At 65.0% G+C, this 17,118-nt stretch carries 16 protein-coding genes and 1 tRNA gene; 12 read left to right on the plus strand and 5 right to left on the minus strand.

The genetic code is table 11. From position 1 onward, the window contains the following. The first annotated feature begins 81 nt into the window (after window positions 1-81). The 6 genes from pnp (at window position 82) to HG262_RS08545 (ending at window position 6,150) form a co-directional block, all read left to right on the plus strand. Window positions 82-2,247: a polyribonucleotide nucleotidyltransferase gene (pnp, locus tag HG262_RS08520; protein ID WP_169270584.1), complete on the plus strand. Its 2,166-nt coding sequence runs from the start codon at window positions 82-84 to the stop codon at window positions 2,245-2,247. 125 nt (window positions 2,248-2,372) lie between these two features. After that, window positions 2,373-2,774 (plus strand): MerR family transcriptional regulator, encoded by a 402-nt coding sequence (locus tag HG262_RS08525; RefSeq protein ID WP_169270585.1) that lies wholly within the window; start codon window positions 2,373-2,375, stop codon window positions 2,772-2,774. 79 nt (window positions 2,775-2,853) lie between these two features. Continuing rightward, entirely contained in the window at window positions 2,854-3,426 is a 573-nt protein-coding gene (locus tag HG262_RS08530; protein WP_211187019.1) for a RidA family protein, read from the plus strand. 53 nt (window positions 3,427-3,479) lie between these two features. Next, entirely contained in the window at window positions 3,480-4,184 is a 705-nt protein-coding gene (locus tag HG262_RS08535; RefSeq protein ID WP_248293288.1) for a cysteine hydrolase, read from the plus strand. Window positions 4,185-4,191: 7 nt separating this feature from the next. Then, entirely contained in the window at window positions 4,192-4,917 is a 726-nt protein-coding gene (locus tag HG262_RS08540) for a hypothetical protein (RefSeq protein ID WP_169270586.1), read from the plus strand. A gap of 15 nt (window positions 4,918-4,932) precedes the next feature. After that, a complete protein-coding gene (locus HG262_RS08545; protein ID WP_169270587.1) occupies window positions 4,933-6,150 on the plus strand; it encodes a threonine ammonia-lyase in 1,218 nt (405 codons plus the stop codon). A 21-nt stretch (window positions 6,151-6,171) separates the two neighbouring features. Here the strand turns inward: HG262_RS08545 and HG262_RS08550 are convergent, their stop codons facing one another. The 3 genes from HG262_RS08550 to HG262_RS08560 form a co-directional block, all read right to left on the minus strand. Continuing rightward, a complete protein-coding gene (locus HG262_RS08550; RefSeq protein ID WP_169270588.1) occupies window positions 6,172-6,804 on the minus strand; it encodes a PIN domain-containing protein in 633 nt (210 codons plus the stop codon). 451 nt (window positions 6,805-7,255) lie between these two features. Further along, a complete protein-coding gene (locus tag HG262_RS08555) occupies window positions 7,256-8,791 on the minus strand; it encodes a tetratricopeptide repeat protein (RefSeq protein WP_169270589.1) in 1,536 nt (511 codons plus the stop codon). Between the two features lie 29 nt (window positions 8,792-8,820). After that, entirely contained in the window at window positions 8,821-9,756 is a 936-nt protein-coding gene (locus HG262_RS08560) for an RDD family protein (RefSeq protein WP_348984373.1), read from the minus strand. Window positions 9,757-10,081: 325 nt separating this feature from the next. Between HG262_RS08560 and HG262_RS08565 the strand changes: the two genes are divergently transcribed. From HG262_RS08565 to HG262_RS08580, 4 genes are all read left to right on the plus strand, one after another. Then, on the plus strand, window positions 10,082-10,942 hold the full coding sequence (locus HG262_RS08565) for a LysR family transcriptional regulator (protein ID WP_248293290.1): 861 nt from the start codon (window positions 10,082-10,084) through the stop codon (window positions 10,940-10,942). Window positions 10,943-11,104: 162 nt separating this feature from the next. Then, window positions 11,105-12,313 carry a CaiB/BaiF CoA-transferase family protein gene (locus tag HG262_RS08570; protein WP_211187021.1) on the plus strand — a complete coding sequence of 403 codons (1,209 nt, stop codon included), beginning with the start codon at window positions 11,105-11,107 and terminating at the stop codon, window positions 12,311-12,313. A 71-nt stretch (window positions 12,314-12,384) separates the two neighbouring features. Then, window positions 12,385-13,344 carry a tripartite tricarboxylate transporter substrate binding protein gene (locus tag HG262_RS08575; protein WP_169270591.1) on the plus strand — a complete coding sequence of 320 codons (960 nt, stop codon included), beginning with the start codon at window positions 12,385-12,387 and terminating at the stop codon, window positions 13,342-13,344. A 37-nt stretch (window positions 13,345-13,381) separates the two neighbouring features. Next, on the plus strand, window positions 13,382-14,311 hold the full coding sequence (locus HG262_RS08580) for a hydroxymethylglutaryl-CoA lyase (protein ID WP_169270592.1): 930 nt from the start codon (window positions 13,382-13,384) through the stop codon (window positions 14,309-14,311). 14 nt (window positions 14,312-14,325) lie between these two features. Here HG262_RS08580 and HG262_RS08585 read toward each other — a convergent pair whose 3' ends face one another. Together HG262_RS08585 and HG262_RS08590 are read right to left on the minus strand one after the other, a co-directional pair. Then, on the minus strand, window positions 14,326-14,763 hold the full coding sequence (locus HG262_RS08585; RefSeq protein WP_169270593.1) for a universal stress protein: 438 nt from the start codon (window positions 14,761-14,763) through the stop codon (window positions 14,326-14,328). Between the two features lie 247 nt (window positions 14,764-15,010). After that, window positions 15,011-15,098, minus strand: a tRNA-Ser gene (locus HG262_RS08590). A 151-nt stretch (window positions 15,099-15,249) separates the two neighbouring features. Here HG262_RS08590 and HG262_RS08595 point away from each other — a divergent pair. Next, the gene (locus tag HG262_RS08595; protein WP_169270594.1) at window positions 15,250-16,227 is read left to right on the plus strand and encodes an NAD(P)H-quinone oxidoreductase; all 978 of its coding nucleotides are present in this window, start codon (window positions 15,250-15,252) and stop codon (window positions 16,225-16,227) included. A 130-nt stretch (window positions 16,228-16,357) separates the two neighbouring features. Then, window positions 16,358-17,104, plus strand: a complete 747-nt coding sequence (gene tpiA, locus HG262_RS08600) for a triose-phosphate isomerase (protein ID WP_169270595.1) — start codon at window positions 16,358-16,360, stop codon at window positions 17,102-17,104. The last annotated feature ends 14 nt before the right edge of the window (window positions 17,105-17,118 follow it).

Below are 17,118 nucleotides of genomic sequence, written 5' to 3' on the forward strand. Positions count from 1 at the left end.
CTCCCCATGACGCAATAACCGTGGTCGGTGCGACGTATTGTCGCGACGGCCACGGTTTTTCATTTGTAAGGAATAATCGTCATGTTCAACAAAGTGACAAAATCGTTCCAATACGGCCAGCATACGGTCGTCCTGGAAACTGGCGAAATCGCTCGCCAGGCCTCCGGCGCCGTTGTGGTGTCGATCGAGGACACCGTCGTCCTGGCCACCGTCGTGGCTTCCAAGAAGGCCAAGCCGGGTCAAACGTTTTTCCCGCTGACCGTCGACTACATCGAGAAGACCTACGCTGCCGGCCGTATTCCGGGTGGGTTCTTCAAGCGTGAAGGCAAGCCGTCCGAAAAGGAAACGCTGACCTCGCGCCTGATCGACCGTCCGCTGCGTCCGCTGTTCCCCGAAGACTTCTACAACGAAGTCCAAGTGGTCATCCACACGCTGTCGGTCAATCCCGAAATCGATCCCGACATCGCCGCCATGATCGGCGCCTCGGCCGCGCTGGCCATTTCGGGCATCCCGTTCTCGGGCCCGATCGGCGCTGCACGCGTGGGTTACATCGATGGTCAATACACCATCAACCCGACCGCCTCGGACCTGAAGTCGTCGAAGCTGAACCTGGTTGTCGCCGGTACGGAAAACGCCGTGCTGATGGTCGAATCGGAAGCCCAAGAGCTGTCCGAGGAAGTCATGTTGGGCGGCGTGGTCTATGGCCACCAGCAAATGCAGACCGTCATCAACGCCATTCACGAACTGGTGAAGGACGCTGGCAAGCCCGATTGGGATTGGCAAGCGCCGGCCAAGGACCAAGCCCTGATCGCCGCCGTGACGTCGGCCGCCCAGGAAGGCCTGAACGCCGCCTACCAGATCCGCGAAAAGCAAGCTCGCACCGCCAAGCTGCGCGAAGTGTCGGCCGACGTGTCGGCCAAGCTGGCTGCCGCGGCCGCTGAAAAGGGCGAGTCCGCGCCTGACGCCGTCACCGTCGACAACATCATGTTCTCGCTGGAATCGGCCATCGTCCGCGGCCAGATCCTGAACGGCGAACCGCGTATCGACGGTCGCGACACCCGCACCGTGCGCCCCATCAGCGTGCGTCTGGGCGTGCTGCCCCGCGCACACGGCAGCGCGCTGTTCACCCGTGGTGAAACGCAAGCGCTGGTCGTGGCCACGCTGGGCACGAAGCAAGACGAACAGATCATCGACGCGCTCATGGGCGAGTACCGCGACCGTTTCATGATGCACTACAACATGCCTCCGTTCGCCACCGGCGAAACGGGCCGCATCGGTGTGCCCAAGCGCCGCGAAATCGGCCACGGCCGTCTGGCCAAGCGTTCGCTGATCCCGCTGCTGCCGGCGCCTGAAGACTTCCAGTACACGATCCGCATCGTGTCGGAAATCACCGAGTCCAACGGCTCGTCGTCGATGGCTTCGGTCTGCGGCGGCTCGCTGGCCATGATGGACGCCGGCGTGCCGGTCAAGGATCACGTGGCGGGTGTTGCCATGGGCCTGATCCTGGACGGCGGCAAGTTCGCTGTTCTGACGGACATCCTGGGCGACGAAGATCACCTGGGCGACATGGACTTCAAGGTCGCGGGCACCGAAAACGGCGTCACCGCACTGCAGATGGACATCAAGATCCAGGGCATCACGAAGGAAATCATGCAAGTGGCGCTGGCGCAAGCCCGCGAAGGCCGCCTGCACATCCTGACCAAGATGAAGGAAGCGCTGGACGGTTCGCGCGGTGAGCTCTCGGCTTTCGCCCCGCGCATGCTGACCATCAAGATCAATCCCGAGAAGATCCGCGACGTGATCGGCAAGGGCGGCGCCACCATCCGCGCGCTGACCGAAGAAACCGGCACGCAGATCGACATCTCCGACGACGGCACGATCGTGATCGCCAGCGTCGACGAAGCGCAGGCCAAAGAAGCCCAGCGCCGCATCGTCGAACTGACCGCCGACGTCGAAGTGGGCCAGATCTACGAAGGCTCGGTCCTGCGTCTGCTGGACTTCGGCGCCATCGTGCAAGTGCTGCCGGGCCGCGACGGCCTGCTGCACATCTCGGAAATCGCCAACTACCGCATCGCGAACATCAACGATGTGCTGAAGGTCGGCCAGCAAGTCCGCGTCAAGGTCATCGAGGCCGACGACAAGGGCCGCCTGCGCCTGTCCATCAAGGCGATCGGTGGCATCGAAGCGCAGCAACCCGCTGCTGCCGCGACCGAAGCTGCCCCCCAATCGGAACCGCAAGCTGAATAAGCTGGCAGGCTGATTGAACGAAGAACGGCGCCGCAAGGCGCCGTTTTTTTATCTGCTCCAGCCGGTTCGACGACAAGCGAATTCTGGTCTACACTCAACCTACACTTAACGTTAGGTTTACATTTATGGCACACCCCACGACCTTGTTGCAGATCGGCGAGCTGGCCCAGCGTGCCGGCGTGAGCCACCGGTCGATTCATTACTACGAACGCATGGGCTTGTTACGGCCTGTGGAACGGGAAGGCGCGGGGTATCGTTATTACGATGATGAAGCCGTCGCACGGCTGGAGAAAATCCTGGCATTGAAGCGCCTGGGCCTAAGCCTGGACGACATTTCCCAAGTCATCGACCTGTATTTCTCGGAGCCATCCGGACTCAAGGGCAAGGAGAAAGTCCTGGAAATCCTGGAAGCGCAATTGCAATCGACCCGATCCAAGCTGGGCGAACTGCAGAAATTCGAATCCGACCTGATGGCCAGCATCGGCCGAATGCAGAGCTTGATCCGCGAAGCGCGTCTAGAGCGGTAACGGCAATTCCCCGGCATGGAGGCGGGAGGTTTTCGCCTCCCTTTTTTTAATCACAACCTACACTTAACGTAAGGTGCATATGAATAAAAAGAAGTTTGCGCTCGGCCTGTCCGCCCTTTGTCTTTGCCTTGCAACGACGCTCACCACCGCGCTGGCTGATTCGGCGCCGATCCTGAAGGAATCATTGATGAACAACCGCACGCCCAGCATGCCTCCCTTGGCGGCAACGTCACCCTACGCCAGCTTGCATGCCGTCAACCCGCCCGGGGCGGGGATTCCCGGCGTTTCGCAAGCCGTCGTCGTGAATTCAGGACCGTTGATGTTCCTGTCGGGCCACGTGCCCATGGACGAATCAGGATCCATTGTTTCGGGCGGCGTCGAAGCGCAGTTGGACAGGGTGTTTCACAACATGCAGGCGACCCTTCGACAGGGCGGTGCGGGATTCAAAGATGTGGTGCGTGTGACGATTTACGTGCGGGACTACCGTCCTGAAATGCTGCCCGCCCTACGCCGTGTGAGGGACAAATACATAGCGGGTGGTACGCCGGCGCCCGCCAGCGCATTGATCGGCGTGGCTGCGTTGTTTCACCCAGACGTGTTGGTGGAGGCCGACGCCGTGGCAGTCGTGCCGCCAACGGTTCAGGCCCGTTAAGCACTGCCTGTTCGGGCGGTTCACTCCTCTGGACCATTTAGGAATCATTCATCATGTCTCTCGCTATTCGTACGATCGACCTTGCACGCAGCGCCTTTGTCTTCATTGAGTTTCAGAACGAATGGCTGGATGCTTCCAGCCCGTTGAACGGCTTGATGCAGGATCGGCCTCAGTTTGACGCTGCGGTAGCAAACGCCGCCATCATCCTCAAGCAGGTACGCGCCCGGGGCGGTCGTATTGTGCATGCAGGCCTGTCGCTGTTGAACGACCCCGGTTATCTCGTGTTCGGCGGCGGGTCTGCACGTGCCGGGCTACGCGCAGCCATTCCCGCTGCGGGCACCTGGGTCCAGCCGGAGCGCGTTGCCTTTCCCGAGCCCTTTACGCCCCTGCCGGGCGAGTTCCAGGTGGCAGGCAGGTCGGGGGCCAGCGTTATCGCGCATTCCAATCTGGATCCTTACCTGCGCAACAACGGGGTCGACCACCTCTACCTGTTAGGTTTCGCGCTGCACGTTTGCGTGGAATCCACCCTGCGCCAAGCGCACGATCTGGGATATGAAGTGAGCATCGTCAGTGACGCCGCGCCGGCGTTCACGGCGGCGCAGCGAGACCATGTGCTGCAGCACGTCGTGCACCACTTCGGTAGCGCCTTGAGCAGTGCCTGCGTGCTGGAACAACTGGTCCAATCAACGGCCTGCAGAATGGATGATGGGACGGGGTCGTTTGCTGTAAAGTCTTGCGCAAGACGGGGAGACGGATGAGAGGACCATGAGGGGATGGCCTGGGGGCGCGACCGCCGCGGTGCTGCTTGCCGTGCTGCTGGCCGGCTGCACGAGCAGCCCTGGCCCGGGCCAGCGCGGCCCGAATAGCGAAGGCATGTCCGCCGACCAATTCGGGCAGACCGACTTCAACCGCACCGTCACCCTGGAAGTCCGCGACAACCTGACAAGCCTGTATTCGCTGCTGGACAAGCTCTACCGCCGCAATCCCCGCGAATGGCGCAAGACCGGCGCCGCGGACCAGAAGGCGGCCGTGAACGGCGTCAAGCACGCCATCGAAGTCCGCATCCCGCCCAGCGACCTGGCCGGCCTGCGCGATATCCAGATCCTGGCCGTGTCGCTGGACCCCAACTACTCGGGCGACCGCGTCGGCGCCTTCATCTACGGGCTGGCCGACACCATCATCGCGGCCCATAACGGCAAGACCCGGCTGTATGCCACTGACGCGCTGGACGGCCAGCGGGTCTACAATGCCGCACGGAATGTCGAGGCCGCCGCCTGGTTGCTGGCGTCGCGCCGCAACAATCAAGGCGAGCTGCTGTTGCTGGCCAATGAAATGTCTCCCAACGCCACGAACCTGAGCTTCGAGCGCGAGTTCGGCGCCATCATCGGCCGGCTGGACTTGATCGCCAATCTGCTCGGCGAGAATTCGCGGCGCATCGGGATCAACTATGCGCAAGGCCTGCTGCTGTTCAATTTCCTGCCTGTGCGCTAACCGGATCTACCCATCGTGATCGATATCGCCTCTATCCAGACCGCCCGCGAAAACTTGCGCGGCCAGGTGCTGAAGACCCCGTTTACCCTGTCGCGCACGCTGTCCGACATCTTCGGCGCCGAGATCTGGCTGAAATTCGAGAACCTGCAATTCACGGCGTCGTTCAAGGAGCGCGGCGCGTTGAACCGCATGCTGACCCTGTCCGATGAAGAGCGTGCCAAGGGCGTGATCGCGGTGTCGGCCGGCAACCATGCCCAAGGCGTGGCCTACCACGCACAGCGGATGGGCGTGCCGGCCGTGATCGTGATGCCACGCTTCACGCCCACGGTCAAAGTGGCCAACACGCGCCGTTTCGGCGCCGAGGTCGTGCTGGCGGGCGATACCTTCGACGATGCCAAGGCCCACGGCTACGAGTTGGCGCAAGCCCGCGGGCTGATCATGATCCATCCCTATGACGACGAAGCCGTCATTTCGGGGCAGGGCACCGTGGCGCTGGAGATGCTGGAAGACCAGCCCCAGCTGGATACGCTGGTCATCGCCATCGGCGGGGGCGGCCTGATCTCGGGGATCGCCACGGCTGCCAAGGCCTTGAAGCCCGGCATCGAAATCGTGGGCGTGCAGACCGAGCGCTTCCCGTCGATGTACGCCGCCGTCAAGGGCGTGTCCATGCCTCAGGGGCAGTACACCATTGCCGAAGGCATCGCCGTGAAGTCGCCGGGCGCGTTGACCCAGCCCATCGTCAGCCAACTGGTCGACCGGATCGAACTGGTTAGCGAAAGCGATATCGAGCACGCCATCGTCGTGCTGCTGGAAATCGAGAAGACGGTGGTGGAAGGGGCCGGCGCCGCGGGTTTGGCCGCGCTGCTGCGCGCGCAGGAAGCGGGCAGCGACCGCTTCAAGGGCAAGCGCATCGGACTGGTGCTGACGGGCGGCAACATCGACCCCTTGATGCTGGGCGAACTGATCGAACGCGGCATGGTGCGCGCCGGGCGCCTGGCACGCATCCGCGTGGACCTGCGCGACCTGCCGGGCGCACTGGCGCACGCCACCAAGCTGATCGCCGACGCCCAGGCCAACATTACGGAAGTGCATCATCAGCGCGCGTTCACCTCATTGCCGGTGCGCAATGTCGAGGTCGATTTCGTGTTGCAGACGCGCGGTCCCGATCACATCCTGGAAGTGATCGACATTTTGAATGCTGCCGGGTTTGCGGCCAGCAATCACGATCACTAGGAACGGCGGCTAGCCGGGCGATCAGGCGGCGTCGCGCTGTGCGGCGTCGCGCTGTGCGGCGTCGCGTGCCACCAGGCTCTTCAGGCCGTACAGGCGTTCGCGATGCAAGGTCGTGGACAGGGGCTCGGGCTCTCGGCCCAGCGCGACGTAGTCGGCGGGAATCTGGGCGATGGCCTCGCGCATGCGCGCAGCGTTGCCTTGCCACCATTGCACCAGCATCCGGTCCGGGTTGTAGACATCCAGCCCTTGGCGGCGCAATTCCGACCGGTTGAAATCCTTCAGGTTCCACGTCAATACCTGCACGACGGGCGGCTGCTGCAGGCCGCAGCGCGCGCGCCGCGCCAGGCCGGCCGCGATCACGTGGAAGTCTTTCGGGTCGCTGTAGCGCAGCGACGCTTCGTAGACCTGCGTGTCGGCTTCGTTGGCCTCGGGAAAGCGCGCGTTCATGTCGGCCCAGAATTCCGCCAGTACCTCCGGCGGGATGTCCCAGATACGCGAGGCGTTGCGGCGCCATTCTTCGCCGATGCGTTCCGTCCAGACCGGAATGAACACGCCGGCCTCGGCCAGACGCAGCAGCAACCGGCGCAGGATGCCGGACATCAGCACGCAGGCGTCCAGGACGATGAAGGGGGCGGGGGCGGCAGGAGCGGTCAAGATGGGAATGTGAAAGGCCAAGGCCTTCGAACGGCAAAAATAGTGGTGCCCGAGACCGGAATCGAACCGGTACGACCTTGCGGCCGAGGGATTTTCTTACCACTTCGGCTTTCGCCGCCAGCGCGGGGCGCTGTTCGTGGTCTGGAGCACGCCTTCACCATAGCCTTGCGGCCTTAGGTGCCCGCCGTCTGCTCTCTACACCTTCCCCGGTCTTTCAACCGGGGCTTGGCTCGGCGTTGGCTCGGAACGGGTCCAGGGCGTTCGCCGAATTTGACGGGCTACACCTTTGGAGTTTCCTCCAAAGGGCTCAAATTAGTTTAAGTCCCTTGTGTCTACCAATTTCACCACTCGGGCGTTGCGCGTCCCATGCAGGGTCGGCAGCGGGCGTGACTATACCATCTTGGGCACAGGGATATTGTCGCGCCCGCGGTAAAGCCGGGCAACCACGTACCTATTTCCGGCCGAACAGACGGCCCAGGAGCCCGCGCGGCGCGGCAGCGGCGTCGTCGGCCGCCTGGGCCCGGCGCAGCGACAGGTCCTGGTATTCGGGCTTGCCATTCTGCTGGTAAGAGGCCGCTGCCTGGCGGAAGGCCATGGCCGATTCGGCATGGCGTTTCAGGTGGCCGTAGATCTCTCCGCGCGAAAACATGGCCCAGCTGCGGTAGTCGGGATCCAGCCCGATCAAGCGGTCGCACGCGGCAAGCGCTGCTTCGTGCTGCTTCGCCGCAATCAGCGCGTTGATGCGTTCGGCGTGCAGGGGGCCGCTGTCCGGCCACTTCGTGAGTGCGCGGTCGGCATCGGCAACTGCCTCGGCGCCCCGGCCCAGGTTCGTCAATGCGTCGATACGGACCCGGCGCCATTTCAGCCAATCGGGATCCAGGGAAATCGCCACTTCCGAGAGCGGCAGGGCTTCGTCGTAACGTTCCAGCCGGGTCAGCATGTCGGCGGCGTTGCCTGGCAGGAAATCGTTGTCTGGCGCAAGCTCATAGCCGCGCAGGTAGTAGGCAAGCGCGGCTTCCCAGTTGCGCTGGTCGCGCTGCGCGTTGCCCGCCACGAACAGCAATTGCGCATCGCCGCTCTCCATCGGATCCAACCCTTGCAAGGCCTGTTCGGCTCGTTCGGGGTCGCCGCTGCGCACGAATTCACAGGCCTGCTCCTTGCGGCCTTCCCAGCCCGTGTCCGACAACGCGTCCAGATGCCGCCACAACGGCGCGGCTTCGTCCGCGCGGCCCAGCCGGTGCAGGGACCGCGCCTTGCCTTCCAGCGGCCAATCCCAATCGGGTTCGCGGCGCAGCAGGCTGGTCCATTCTTCCACCGCGTCTTCATGACGCTCCAGCGCTTGCAGGCACGACGCCCGGTTGTGCTGGATGGCGTTTTCCTCGCCCAGGATGGCGCGGGCGCGGTCGAACATCGCAATGGCGTTCTTCAGGTCGCCCAGGCGGCGGTAGTTGTTGCCCGCGTCATACAGGAAGCCGCCGTTATTGGGCGCAAGCGCCACGGCGCGCTGATGGTAGGGCAGGGCATCCTGGTAACGGCCGGCATTGTGCAGGTTGGAACCGATGTAGCAATGCGGAGCCGCGGCGGACGGCCGCAGCTGGGATGCGCGGGTCCAGCATTCGATGGCGTCTTCCAGCCGGCGGTCGTTGATCAGCAGATAGGCTTCGGACATCATCAAGCCGAAATGCGAAGGTGCGCGCTGCCGCGCGTCGCGCAGCAGGCGCCAGGCTTCCTGCTGTTCGCCGGCGTCATAGAGCGCGGTGGCGCGCACGCGCAGGGCGTCGCTGCACTGCGGGTCCAAGGTCAGCGACCGGGCCAGGTCGGCATCGCGCAGGGCGTGGGCGCTGCGCTTGTCGTGATAGCGGGCGCGCAGGGCCCACATCACCGCGGAACCGGGCTGTTCGCGCACGCCCTGTTCGCACAAGGCGAGCATCTGCGCGTGGTCGTGGCCGTCGTCGGCGCGGTGGATGGTTTCGATCAGACTGGACATGCGGGGTGTTCCGTATTGAAAGGGGCAGGCTAGCGCGCAAAGGCGCTGGTGTCGTGGCGGCAACTATAGGGGCGGTCGGCTTGGGCGATATCGTCGCTGCCGCACTGCCAGCGGCGGATGCCGCCGCCTTTCTTCTCCGAGCGCAGCTCCGGCAGGTACATCAAATGCTTGCCGGCCAGCGTGGGAAAGCCGTCCTCGCGGGGCGTGCCGGCAATCGTCAGCCGCAGGACGCCGTTGACGGGGTTCATCTCCAGCTTGGAAAAGCCGCTGTTCTGGAGCGATTCCTGGCTCATGCCGATATCTTCCAGCGTGGCGGGAAAGGCCTTTTTGCTGCGGTAGTGGTTCTCGACCAGCATGCGAATGGGGTCGGACACCAGGTCAAAACGGCGGACGTCGGCGTGCAAGGGGTTGTCGCTATCGTCCCCGCTCATGACGCCCACCCCGATGACCACGCCGCCCAGCACCAGCGCCAGCACGCCGAACACGTAGAACAGGAACTTGCCCGTGCCGGTGACTGCGGGCGCCTTGGCGACGGCCGCCTGCACTGCGCGCGGGTGCGCCCGGCTGGCGACGACATGCGTGCCGGCCAGGGCGTTGTGCATCGCCCGTTCGCCAAAGATGGCTTGCTGGATATGGTGGAACAGGCCCGGCAGCGCCAGGTTCAGCGTGTACTTCAGGGTGTGCCGCCAAATCGAGCGGGCGAGGCCCGGGGCCTGCCCCTTGCGGTTCACCACGCGCAGTTTCAACAGGCGTTTGCCGGGGGACCCATTGGTCCAGGCGTCCATGAAGGCCGGCAGCAGCCAGCCGATCAGCCCGGCCAGCACCAGCAACAGCACGGGCCGGGGCTCGCCGGTCACGCCCTCGTAGGTGAGCGAGGCGGCCCAGATCAGGGTGAATATCGCCGCCACCATGAACAGGCCGTCGATGGCGGTTGCACCCAGCCGGACCCAGATGCTTGGGAACACGGGCGCATTCTGCGCCGGGGCCGCCCGCTTGGCGGGGGCGGGCGCAGGCGCTGCCGCTTGGACTGGCAACGGCGCTTGGCAACTGAAGCACTGGGTATTGGAGGCCGGGTTCTGCCAGTTACAGCGTGGGCATTGCATGGGGGTGCGTGATCCGCAAAACGAAGGCCGCTGAGCGGCCGGACTGCGGATCATACCCAGGTCCTGCGTGCGGGAAAACCCCGATCCCTGCCCAGGCGGGCAACGCGGGACACTTCCTGCCATGAAGCCTGTCCTGCCTGTCCCGCCAGCCCCCCGTGATATCGACCCCGTATCGCTTCGATTGTTCTTGTCCGCCTTGGAAGAAGGCAGCCTGGCCCGTGCCGCCGCGCGCGAAAACATCGTGCCCTCCGCCGTGAGCAAGCGCATGTCCGAGATGGAAGAAGCCTTTGGCGTGCCCCTCCTGGAGCGTGGCGTCAAAGGGGTGCAGCCCACCCCGGCGGGCAACGCACTGGCCACCCATGCGCGCCGCCTGCTGCAGGACATGGACCGTATGCATCGCGAGATGGCGGGGTTTGCGACCGGCGTGCGCGGCCATATCCGGCTGGCCGTCAGCGTGGCGGCCTTGTCGGGCGAATTGCCCGCCCAGATCCAGTCGTTTCGCCGGGCCTATCCGCAAATCGATATCTCGTTGGAGGAAGATACGACCCAAGCGGCGTTCCGCGCCGTGCTGGACGGCCACGCCGATGTGGCCGCCGGGTCGGATTTCGGCCATGACGGCTTGCAGGTGTTCGCCTGCGGCCAGTGCGAGCTGGCGGCGGTGGTGCCGGGCCAGCACCTGCTGGCCGACCGTGAGACGCTGGATTACGCCCAATTGCTGCCCTTTGAACAGATCGAGCTGAATCGCGACAACGGCATCAGCAGCGTGTTCGAACAGGCCGCGAAAGACGCGGGCGTGTTGCGACGCATCAGCGCGCGGGTGAGTTCGCACGAGACCATCTGCATGCTGGTCGCGCGCGGCATGGGCGTGGCCGTGGTGCCGCAGTACCTGAAAGCGCGCCTGTCGCACCTGGACATTCGCTTTGTGCCGTTGAGCGGCGCGTGGTCCAGCACGCCGATCTGTATTGCAGTGCGGGATCCGGATGCCCTGTCGCCGGCCGCCCGGGCTTTGCTGGCCCATTTGGGTGTGTTGCCGGCGGGCGAGCGTTAGGGGCAAACCCGGACGTTCCCAAACGAGAATGCCCCCGTGCTGAAAGACCGCTACCCCTAAGCCGGGCAGGCCCGCGATGATGGACGCATTCGCGGGGCGGCATGACGGTCTTCTGACCTGGCCGGCACGCATTCGACCACCCGGCAGGCAGAGGAAACGTTGATGAGCGCAGCACCGGCTTCACCCTTCATGGATAGTTCTGAGTTGCCCCTGCGGGGAATCAAGGTCCTGGAACTGTCCCACATGATCATGGGGCCGGCCGCCGGCCTGTCGCTGGCGGACCTGGGCGCCGACGTGATCAAGGTGGAACCCATCGACGGCGACCGCACGCGCCGCCTGAAAGGGTCGGGTAGCGGCTATTTTCCGGTGTTCAACCGCAACAAGCAGAGCCTGGCGATCGATCTGAAATCGCCTGATGGGCAGGACGTGGTGCGCAAGCTGGCCCTGCAGACCGACATGGTGGTGGAAAATTTCCGCGATGGCAGCCTGGCGCAGTACGGGCTGGACTACGAGTCCCTGTCGGCCGAAAACCCGCGGTTGATCTATGTGTCGTTGAAGGGGTTCCTGTCGGGCCCCTACAAGCATCGCACGGCGCTGGATGAAGTCGTGCAGATGATGGGCGGGTTGGCCTATATCAATGGCGGCGCGGACATGCCGCAGCGCGTGGCGGCGTCCGTCAACGACATCCTGGGCGGCACCTTCGGGGTGGTGGGCGCGCTGGCTGCGCTGCACGACCGCCATGCCACGGGCCGCGGCCGCCATGTGCGTTCGGGCCTGTTCGAGAACAACCTGCTGCTGGTGGCGCAGTTCATCGCGCAATACCAGCTGACCGGCACGGCGCCCAAACCCATGGGCGCGGAGCGCAAGCCGCCCTGGGGCGTGTACGACGTTTTTGAGACGGCGGACGGCCGCGTGTTCGTCGCCGTGGTGGGGGATGCGCAATGGCGAAATTTCGCCCAGAAATTCCTGCCGCCGGAGTGGGCCGCCGACCCGCGGCTGGCCACGGCAGTCGACCGCGAAGCTGCCCGGTCGTGGCTGGTGCCCGGCGTGGCCGAGATCCTGAAAACCTGGAAGACCGATGCGTTGTGTGAGGCCCTGGAGGCCGCCAATCTGTCTTACGGACCGATCCGCCAGCCGCATGACTTGCTGGACGACGCGCACCTGAATGCCGGGGGCGCATTGCTCAAGACCCTGCTGCCCGACGGCAGTGAAATATCCACGGCCGCGCTGCCCATCGAATTCGACGGGCGCAAGGCCGGCAAGCGTTGCGATCCGCCCGTGCAAGGCGGCCAGACCCACGCCATCTTGCAGGGCCTGGGTCTGGATGCGGCGCGTATCGATGCGCTGCGCACGGCGGGGGTCATTGCATGACCCGGCCATAGCGCTTGTGCCCTGTCGAGGCGGCGTCAGACCGCCAAGACATCCATCAAAGAGGAGACCCCATGATTCGAAAACTGATTGCGCTGGCCGCGTTGGCCGTCGCCTGCACGGCCAACGCGCAGGACTACCCCAACAAGCCCATCCGCATCATCATCCCGTCCACGCCGGGCGGCGGCACCGACTACATCGGCCGCCTGATGAGCAACAAGCTGCACGAGCTGAACGGCTGGGCGGTGGTGCCCGAGAACAAGCCAGGCGCCGGCACCGCGCTAGGCCTGGCTGAGGCGGCGCGCGCACCGGCGCAAGGGTATGACCTGGTGATCGGCCAATCCGACAACGTCACGCTGATTCCGTTGCTGATGAAGGTGGCCTACGACCCCATCAAGGATCTGGCGCCCGTGGCCTTGGTGGCTACCACGCCCATGGTGCTGCTGGTGGCGGAGAACTCGCCATACAAAACCTTGCCGGAAGTGATCGACGCCGCCAAGAAGGAACCCAACAAGATCTCCTATGGCACGTCGGGCACGGGCGGCGGGGTGCATATCGCCATGGAAATGCTGCAGCACGAGGCCGGCTTCAAGATGCAGCACGTGCCGTACAAGGGATCGGCCCCCGCGCTGGCCGACCTGATGGGCGGGCATCTGCAGTTTGCCGGTTCGTCGATCTCGTCGGCGGCCTCGCTGATCAAGGCGGGCAAGGTGCGCGCGCTGGCGGTGACGTCGCCCAAGCGCAATCCCGCACTGCCGGACGTGCCGACCGTGGCCGAGCTGGGCTACAAGGATTTCAGCGTGGTGACCTATTACGGCGTGCTGGCGCCGGCCAAGACGCCCGCCGACATCGTGGCGCGCTTGAACGCAGATTTCAACAAACTGTTGTCGCGCAAGGACGTGCAAGAGGCATTGGCGTCCCAGGGGCTGGAAACGGACCCGGTGTCCAGCGCGCAGTTCGCCGCGCTGATCCAGTCGGACATCGGCCAGGCGCAGCAGACGATCAAGAGCGCCGGCATCGTGGTGCAGCAATAGGCCTGCGCAGAGGCTCGGATACAGGACAGGAGAGCACATGAACCAGGAAGTCAGGCTTTGTGAGGTGGGACCGCGTGACGGGCTGCAAATGGCCAAGGGCATGATGCCGGCGGCCGACAAGCTGCGCTGGATCCGCCAGTTGGCAGAGGCGGGCCTGCGGGAAATCGAGGTGGGCAGCTTTGTCTCGCCGCGTCTGGTGCCGCAGATGGCGGACACGGGCGCCATCCTGCCTGAGGTGCTGAAGATAGATGGCCTGACCGTCTGCGCGCTGGCCTGCAATCTGAAGGGCGCCATCGCCGCCTACGAGGCGGGCGCGCACGTACTGTCGTTCCCGATCTCGGTCAGCGACACGCACAGCCATGCCAACGTGGGCAAGGGCACCGACGCGCAGGTGGAGATGATGGCGTCGATCGTCGACTGGGTGCGGTCGCAGCCGCGCCCCATGCGCATCGATGCGGCGGTCGCCACGGCGTTCGGGTGTTCGATGGAAGGCGATGTGCCGGTGCGGCGCGTGGCGTTGGTGGCCGCGGCCGTGGCGCGTACCGGTGTCGATGAAATCGCGCTGGCCGACACCGTGGGCTACGCACACCCCGCTCAGGTTCGCGACGTGGTGCGCGCCACGCAGGATACGGTGGGCAGCCAACTGACCAAGCTGCATCTGCACGACACCATGGGCTTGGGCCTGGCCAATGCGCTGGCTGGCTTGAACGAAGGCATCCGTGGTTTCGATTCCTGCCTGGGCGGCCTGGGCGGATGCCCCTTTGCGCCGGGCGCATCGGGGAACATCGTCACCGAGGATCTGGTGTTCATGCTGGAAAGCATGGGCTACCGGACGGGGGTGGACCTGGGCCGGTTGCTGGCCGCGCGCGCGTTGTTGGCCGATGCCTTGCCGCAAGAGACCTTGCGCAGCGGCGTGGCTGCGGCAGGCATCCCCAAGACGTTCCACGGCGCGGCGGCCGTGGCGTAACGCCGCGCCGTGCGCTAGCGGTACACCAGCACCGGCACCGTGGAGTGCGCCAGCACCTTTTGCGTCTGGCTGCCCAACAACAGGGCGGCCATGCCGCTGCGACCGTGCGAGGTCATGGCGATCAGGTCGCAGCCTTGCGTCAAGGCGATGTCGATGATGACCTGGTAGGGCGTGTCGCTTTCCCGCATTTCAGTGGTGCAAGGCACGCCCAAGGCCTGGGCCCGGGCGGCGGCTTCGGTCAGGTACGAGCCAGCCAATTCCTTGGCCTGGTGTTCGTAGGTCTTGCGCACGCCCTCAAACTGTACGGTTTCCATCGATGGCATATGGAAGGAGCCGTATGCCGTCACCACGGTGACGCTGGCGCCCAATGCGCGGGCCAGGCCCAGCCCTTGTTCCAGGCCGGTATTGGCCAGGCTGGATCCGTCGATGGGGATAAGAATGTGCTTGTACATGGCAACCTCCGAGGATGGGGAGGGCGGCGCGGGTCATGGCCGCCACGCGGGGCGAAGACAACAAGTCCCATACTACGCCTGCGCTATCTGGCCCGGAAGGCGCGCGCCTGCTGGCGCCTGATGCGGATCAAGCGTCGGCTCCGGAGCGGAGCCACGGCGGGCAGGGGATATGAGGCAGTTGCCGCACTGCGGCGCGCCAGGGGTAGCCTGGGGGCGGCCGACGGCCTTGCGGTTGCCAAGGGGTATTTGGCGGAAGCGGTGAGATTCGAACTCACGAACGGTTACCCGTTGCCGGTTTTCAAGACCGGTGCAATCGACCACTCTGCCACGCTTCCGGGGTCTGCTGATGTGTCTTGCGGGCGCGTCGGGTCGACTGGCGCGCGCAGCACGGCAATTCGGCCGTCAGGCAAACATTCTGCCCGAACGGCAACGCGATATGCCGTAAAGGGCGCAATAATAATCCATTTGCTGCAAAGGAGGCACGCGATGCACGCTGTAGAAATCTCCCGCCCCGGCGGCCCCGAGGTTCTGGTCCCCGTAGAACGCCCCACGCCCGAGGCCGGCGCGGGTGAAGTCTTGATCAAAGTCAGCGCTGCGGGCATCAACCGCCCCGACGTGTTCCAGCGCAAGGGCAACTACGCCCCCCCGCGAGGCGCCTCCGACCTGCCGGGCCTGGAAGTGGCCGGCGAAATCGTGGGCGGCGATGTGGCCGGCAGCGGCTTTGCCGTGGGCGACAAGGTCTGCGCCCTGGTGGCGGGCGGCGGCTACGCCGAATACTGTGTCGCGCCCGTGGCGCAATGCCTGCCCATCCCGAAGGGCCTGTCCGACATCGAAGCGGCCGGCCTGCCGGAAACCTACTTCACCGTCTGGAGCAACGTGTTCGACCGCGGCCGCCTGTCCGAAGGCGAGATCCTGCTGGTGCACGGCGGCGCCAGCGGCATCGGCACCACGGCCATCCAGTTGGCCCGCGCGATGGGCAACAAGGTCTACGCGACGGTCGGCAGCGACGACCGCGCCCGCGCCGTTGAAGCGCTGGGCGCCGAAAAAGGCATCAACTACAAGGCGCAGGACTTCGTGAAGGAAGTCATGGATGCCACCGGCGGACGCGGCGTGGACGTCATCCTGGACATGGTGGCGGGTGACTACATCGCCCGCGACATGCAATGCCTGGCGGACGACGGCCGTATCGTCATCATCGCCCAGCTGGGCGGCGCGCGCGCCGATGTCGACACGTCCCAGGTCATGCGCCGCCGCTTGACCATCACCGGGTCCACCTTGCGGCCCCGCTCGGTCGATTTCAAGGGCGCCATCGCGCGCGCCCTGCGCGAGCACGCCTGGCCCTTGCTGGAAAAAGGGGCCATCAAGCCGATCGTGCACGCCACGTTCCCGCTGGCCGAAGCCTCCAAGGCCCACGCCATGATGGAAGGCGGCGAAAATATCGGCAAAATCATCCTGACAATGTAAGAAACGCGCGGCGTTCGGCGTATCGCCGCGCAACAGGATACAATCTCGGGTTTCGCCTGGAATTTTTTCCAGGCAGGCCCGTGGGCGGTCGCGTCATCCCCCGGGACTCACCCTCTCTGACAATTGCGCCATGACTTCAGTCGAAAACCGCGCCCGCCTCGTGCTGGGCAACTGGAAGATGCACGGCAACCTGGCCGAGAATGCCGCGTTGCTGACCGAGCTGCGCGCCGCGGATGCCGCGAGCCACTGCGACATCGGCATCTGTGTTCCGTTTCCCTACCTGGCGCAAGCCGGTTCGGCCCTGACCGGAAGCCACGTGTCCTGGGGCGCGCAAGATGTCAGCGCGCACGAAAAGGGTGCCTACACCGGCGAAGTCTCCGGTGCGATGCTGAAAGAATTTGGCTGCCGCTGGGCGCTGGCCGGCCACTCCGAGCGCCGCGTGCTGCACGGTGAAACCGATGAAATCGTGGCCGCCAAGGCGCAAGCCGCGCTGGCCGCCGGCCTGACCCCCGTGGTCTGCGTGGGCGAATCGCTGGCCGACCGCGAAGCCGGCAACACCCTGGCCGTCATCGAGCGCCAATTGAAGCCTGTACTGGCGCTGGGCGCCGACGCCGTGTCGCGCATGGTCCTGGCCTATGAGCCCGTCTGGGCCATCGGCACCGGCCGCACCGCCAGCCCCGAGCAGGCGCAAGAAGTCCACGCTGCCATCCGCGCTGCCTTGCGCGCGCTGGGCGCGGCGCAGGTGCAGGTTTTGTACGGCGGCAGCGTCAAAGCTGCCAACGCCGCCAGTTTGTTCGCCATGACTGATATCGACGGAGCCCTGGTCGGCGGCGCGTCGCTTGTGGCTGAAGAATTTTTGCGTATTGCCGCCATCTAAGTTTCCGTTCCGGA

The organism is Achromobacter sp. Bel (assembly GCF_012928505.1).
Classification (GTDB): Bacteria; Pseudomonadota; Gammaproteobacteria; order Burkholderiales; family Burkholderiaceae_B; genus Achromobacter.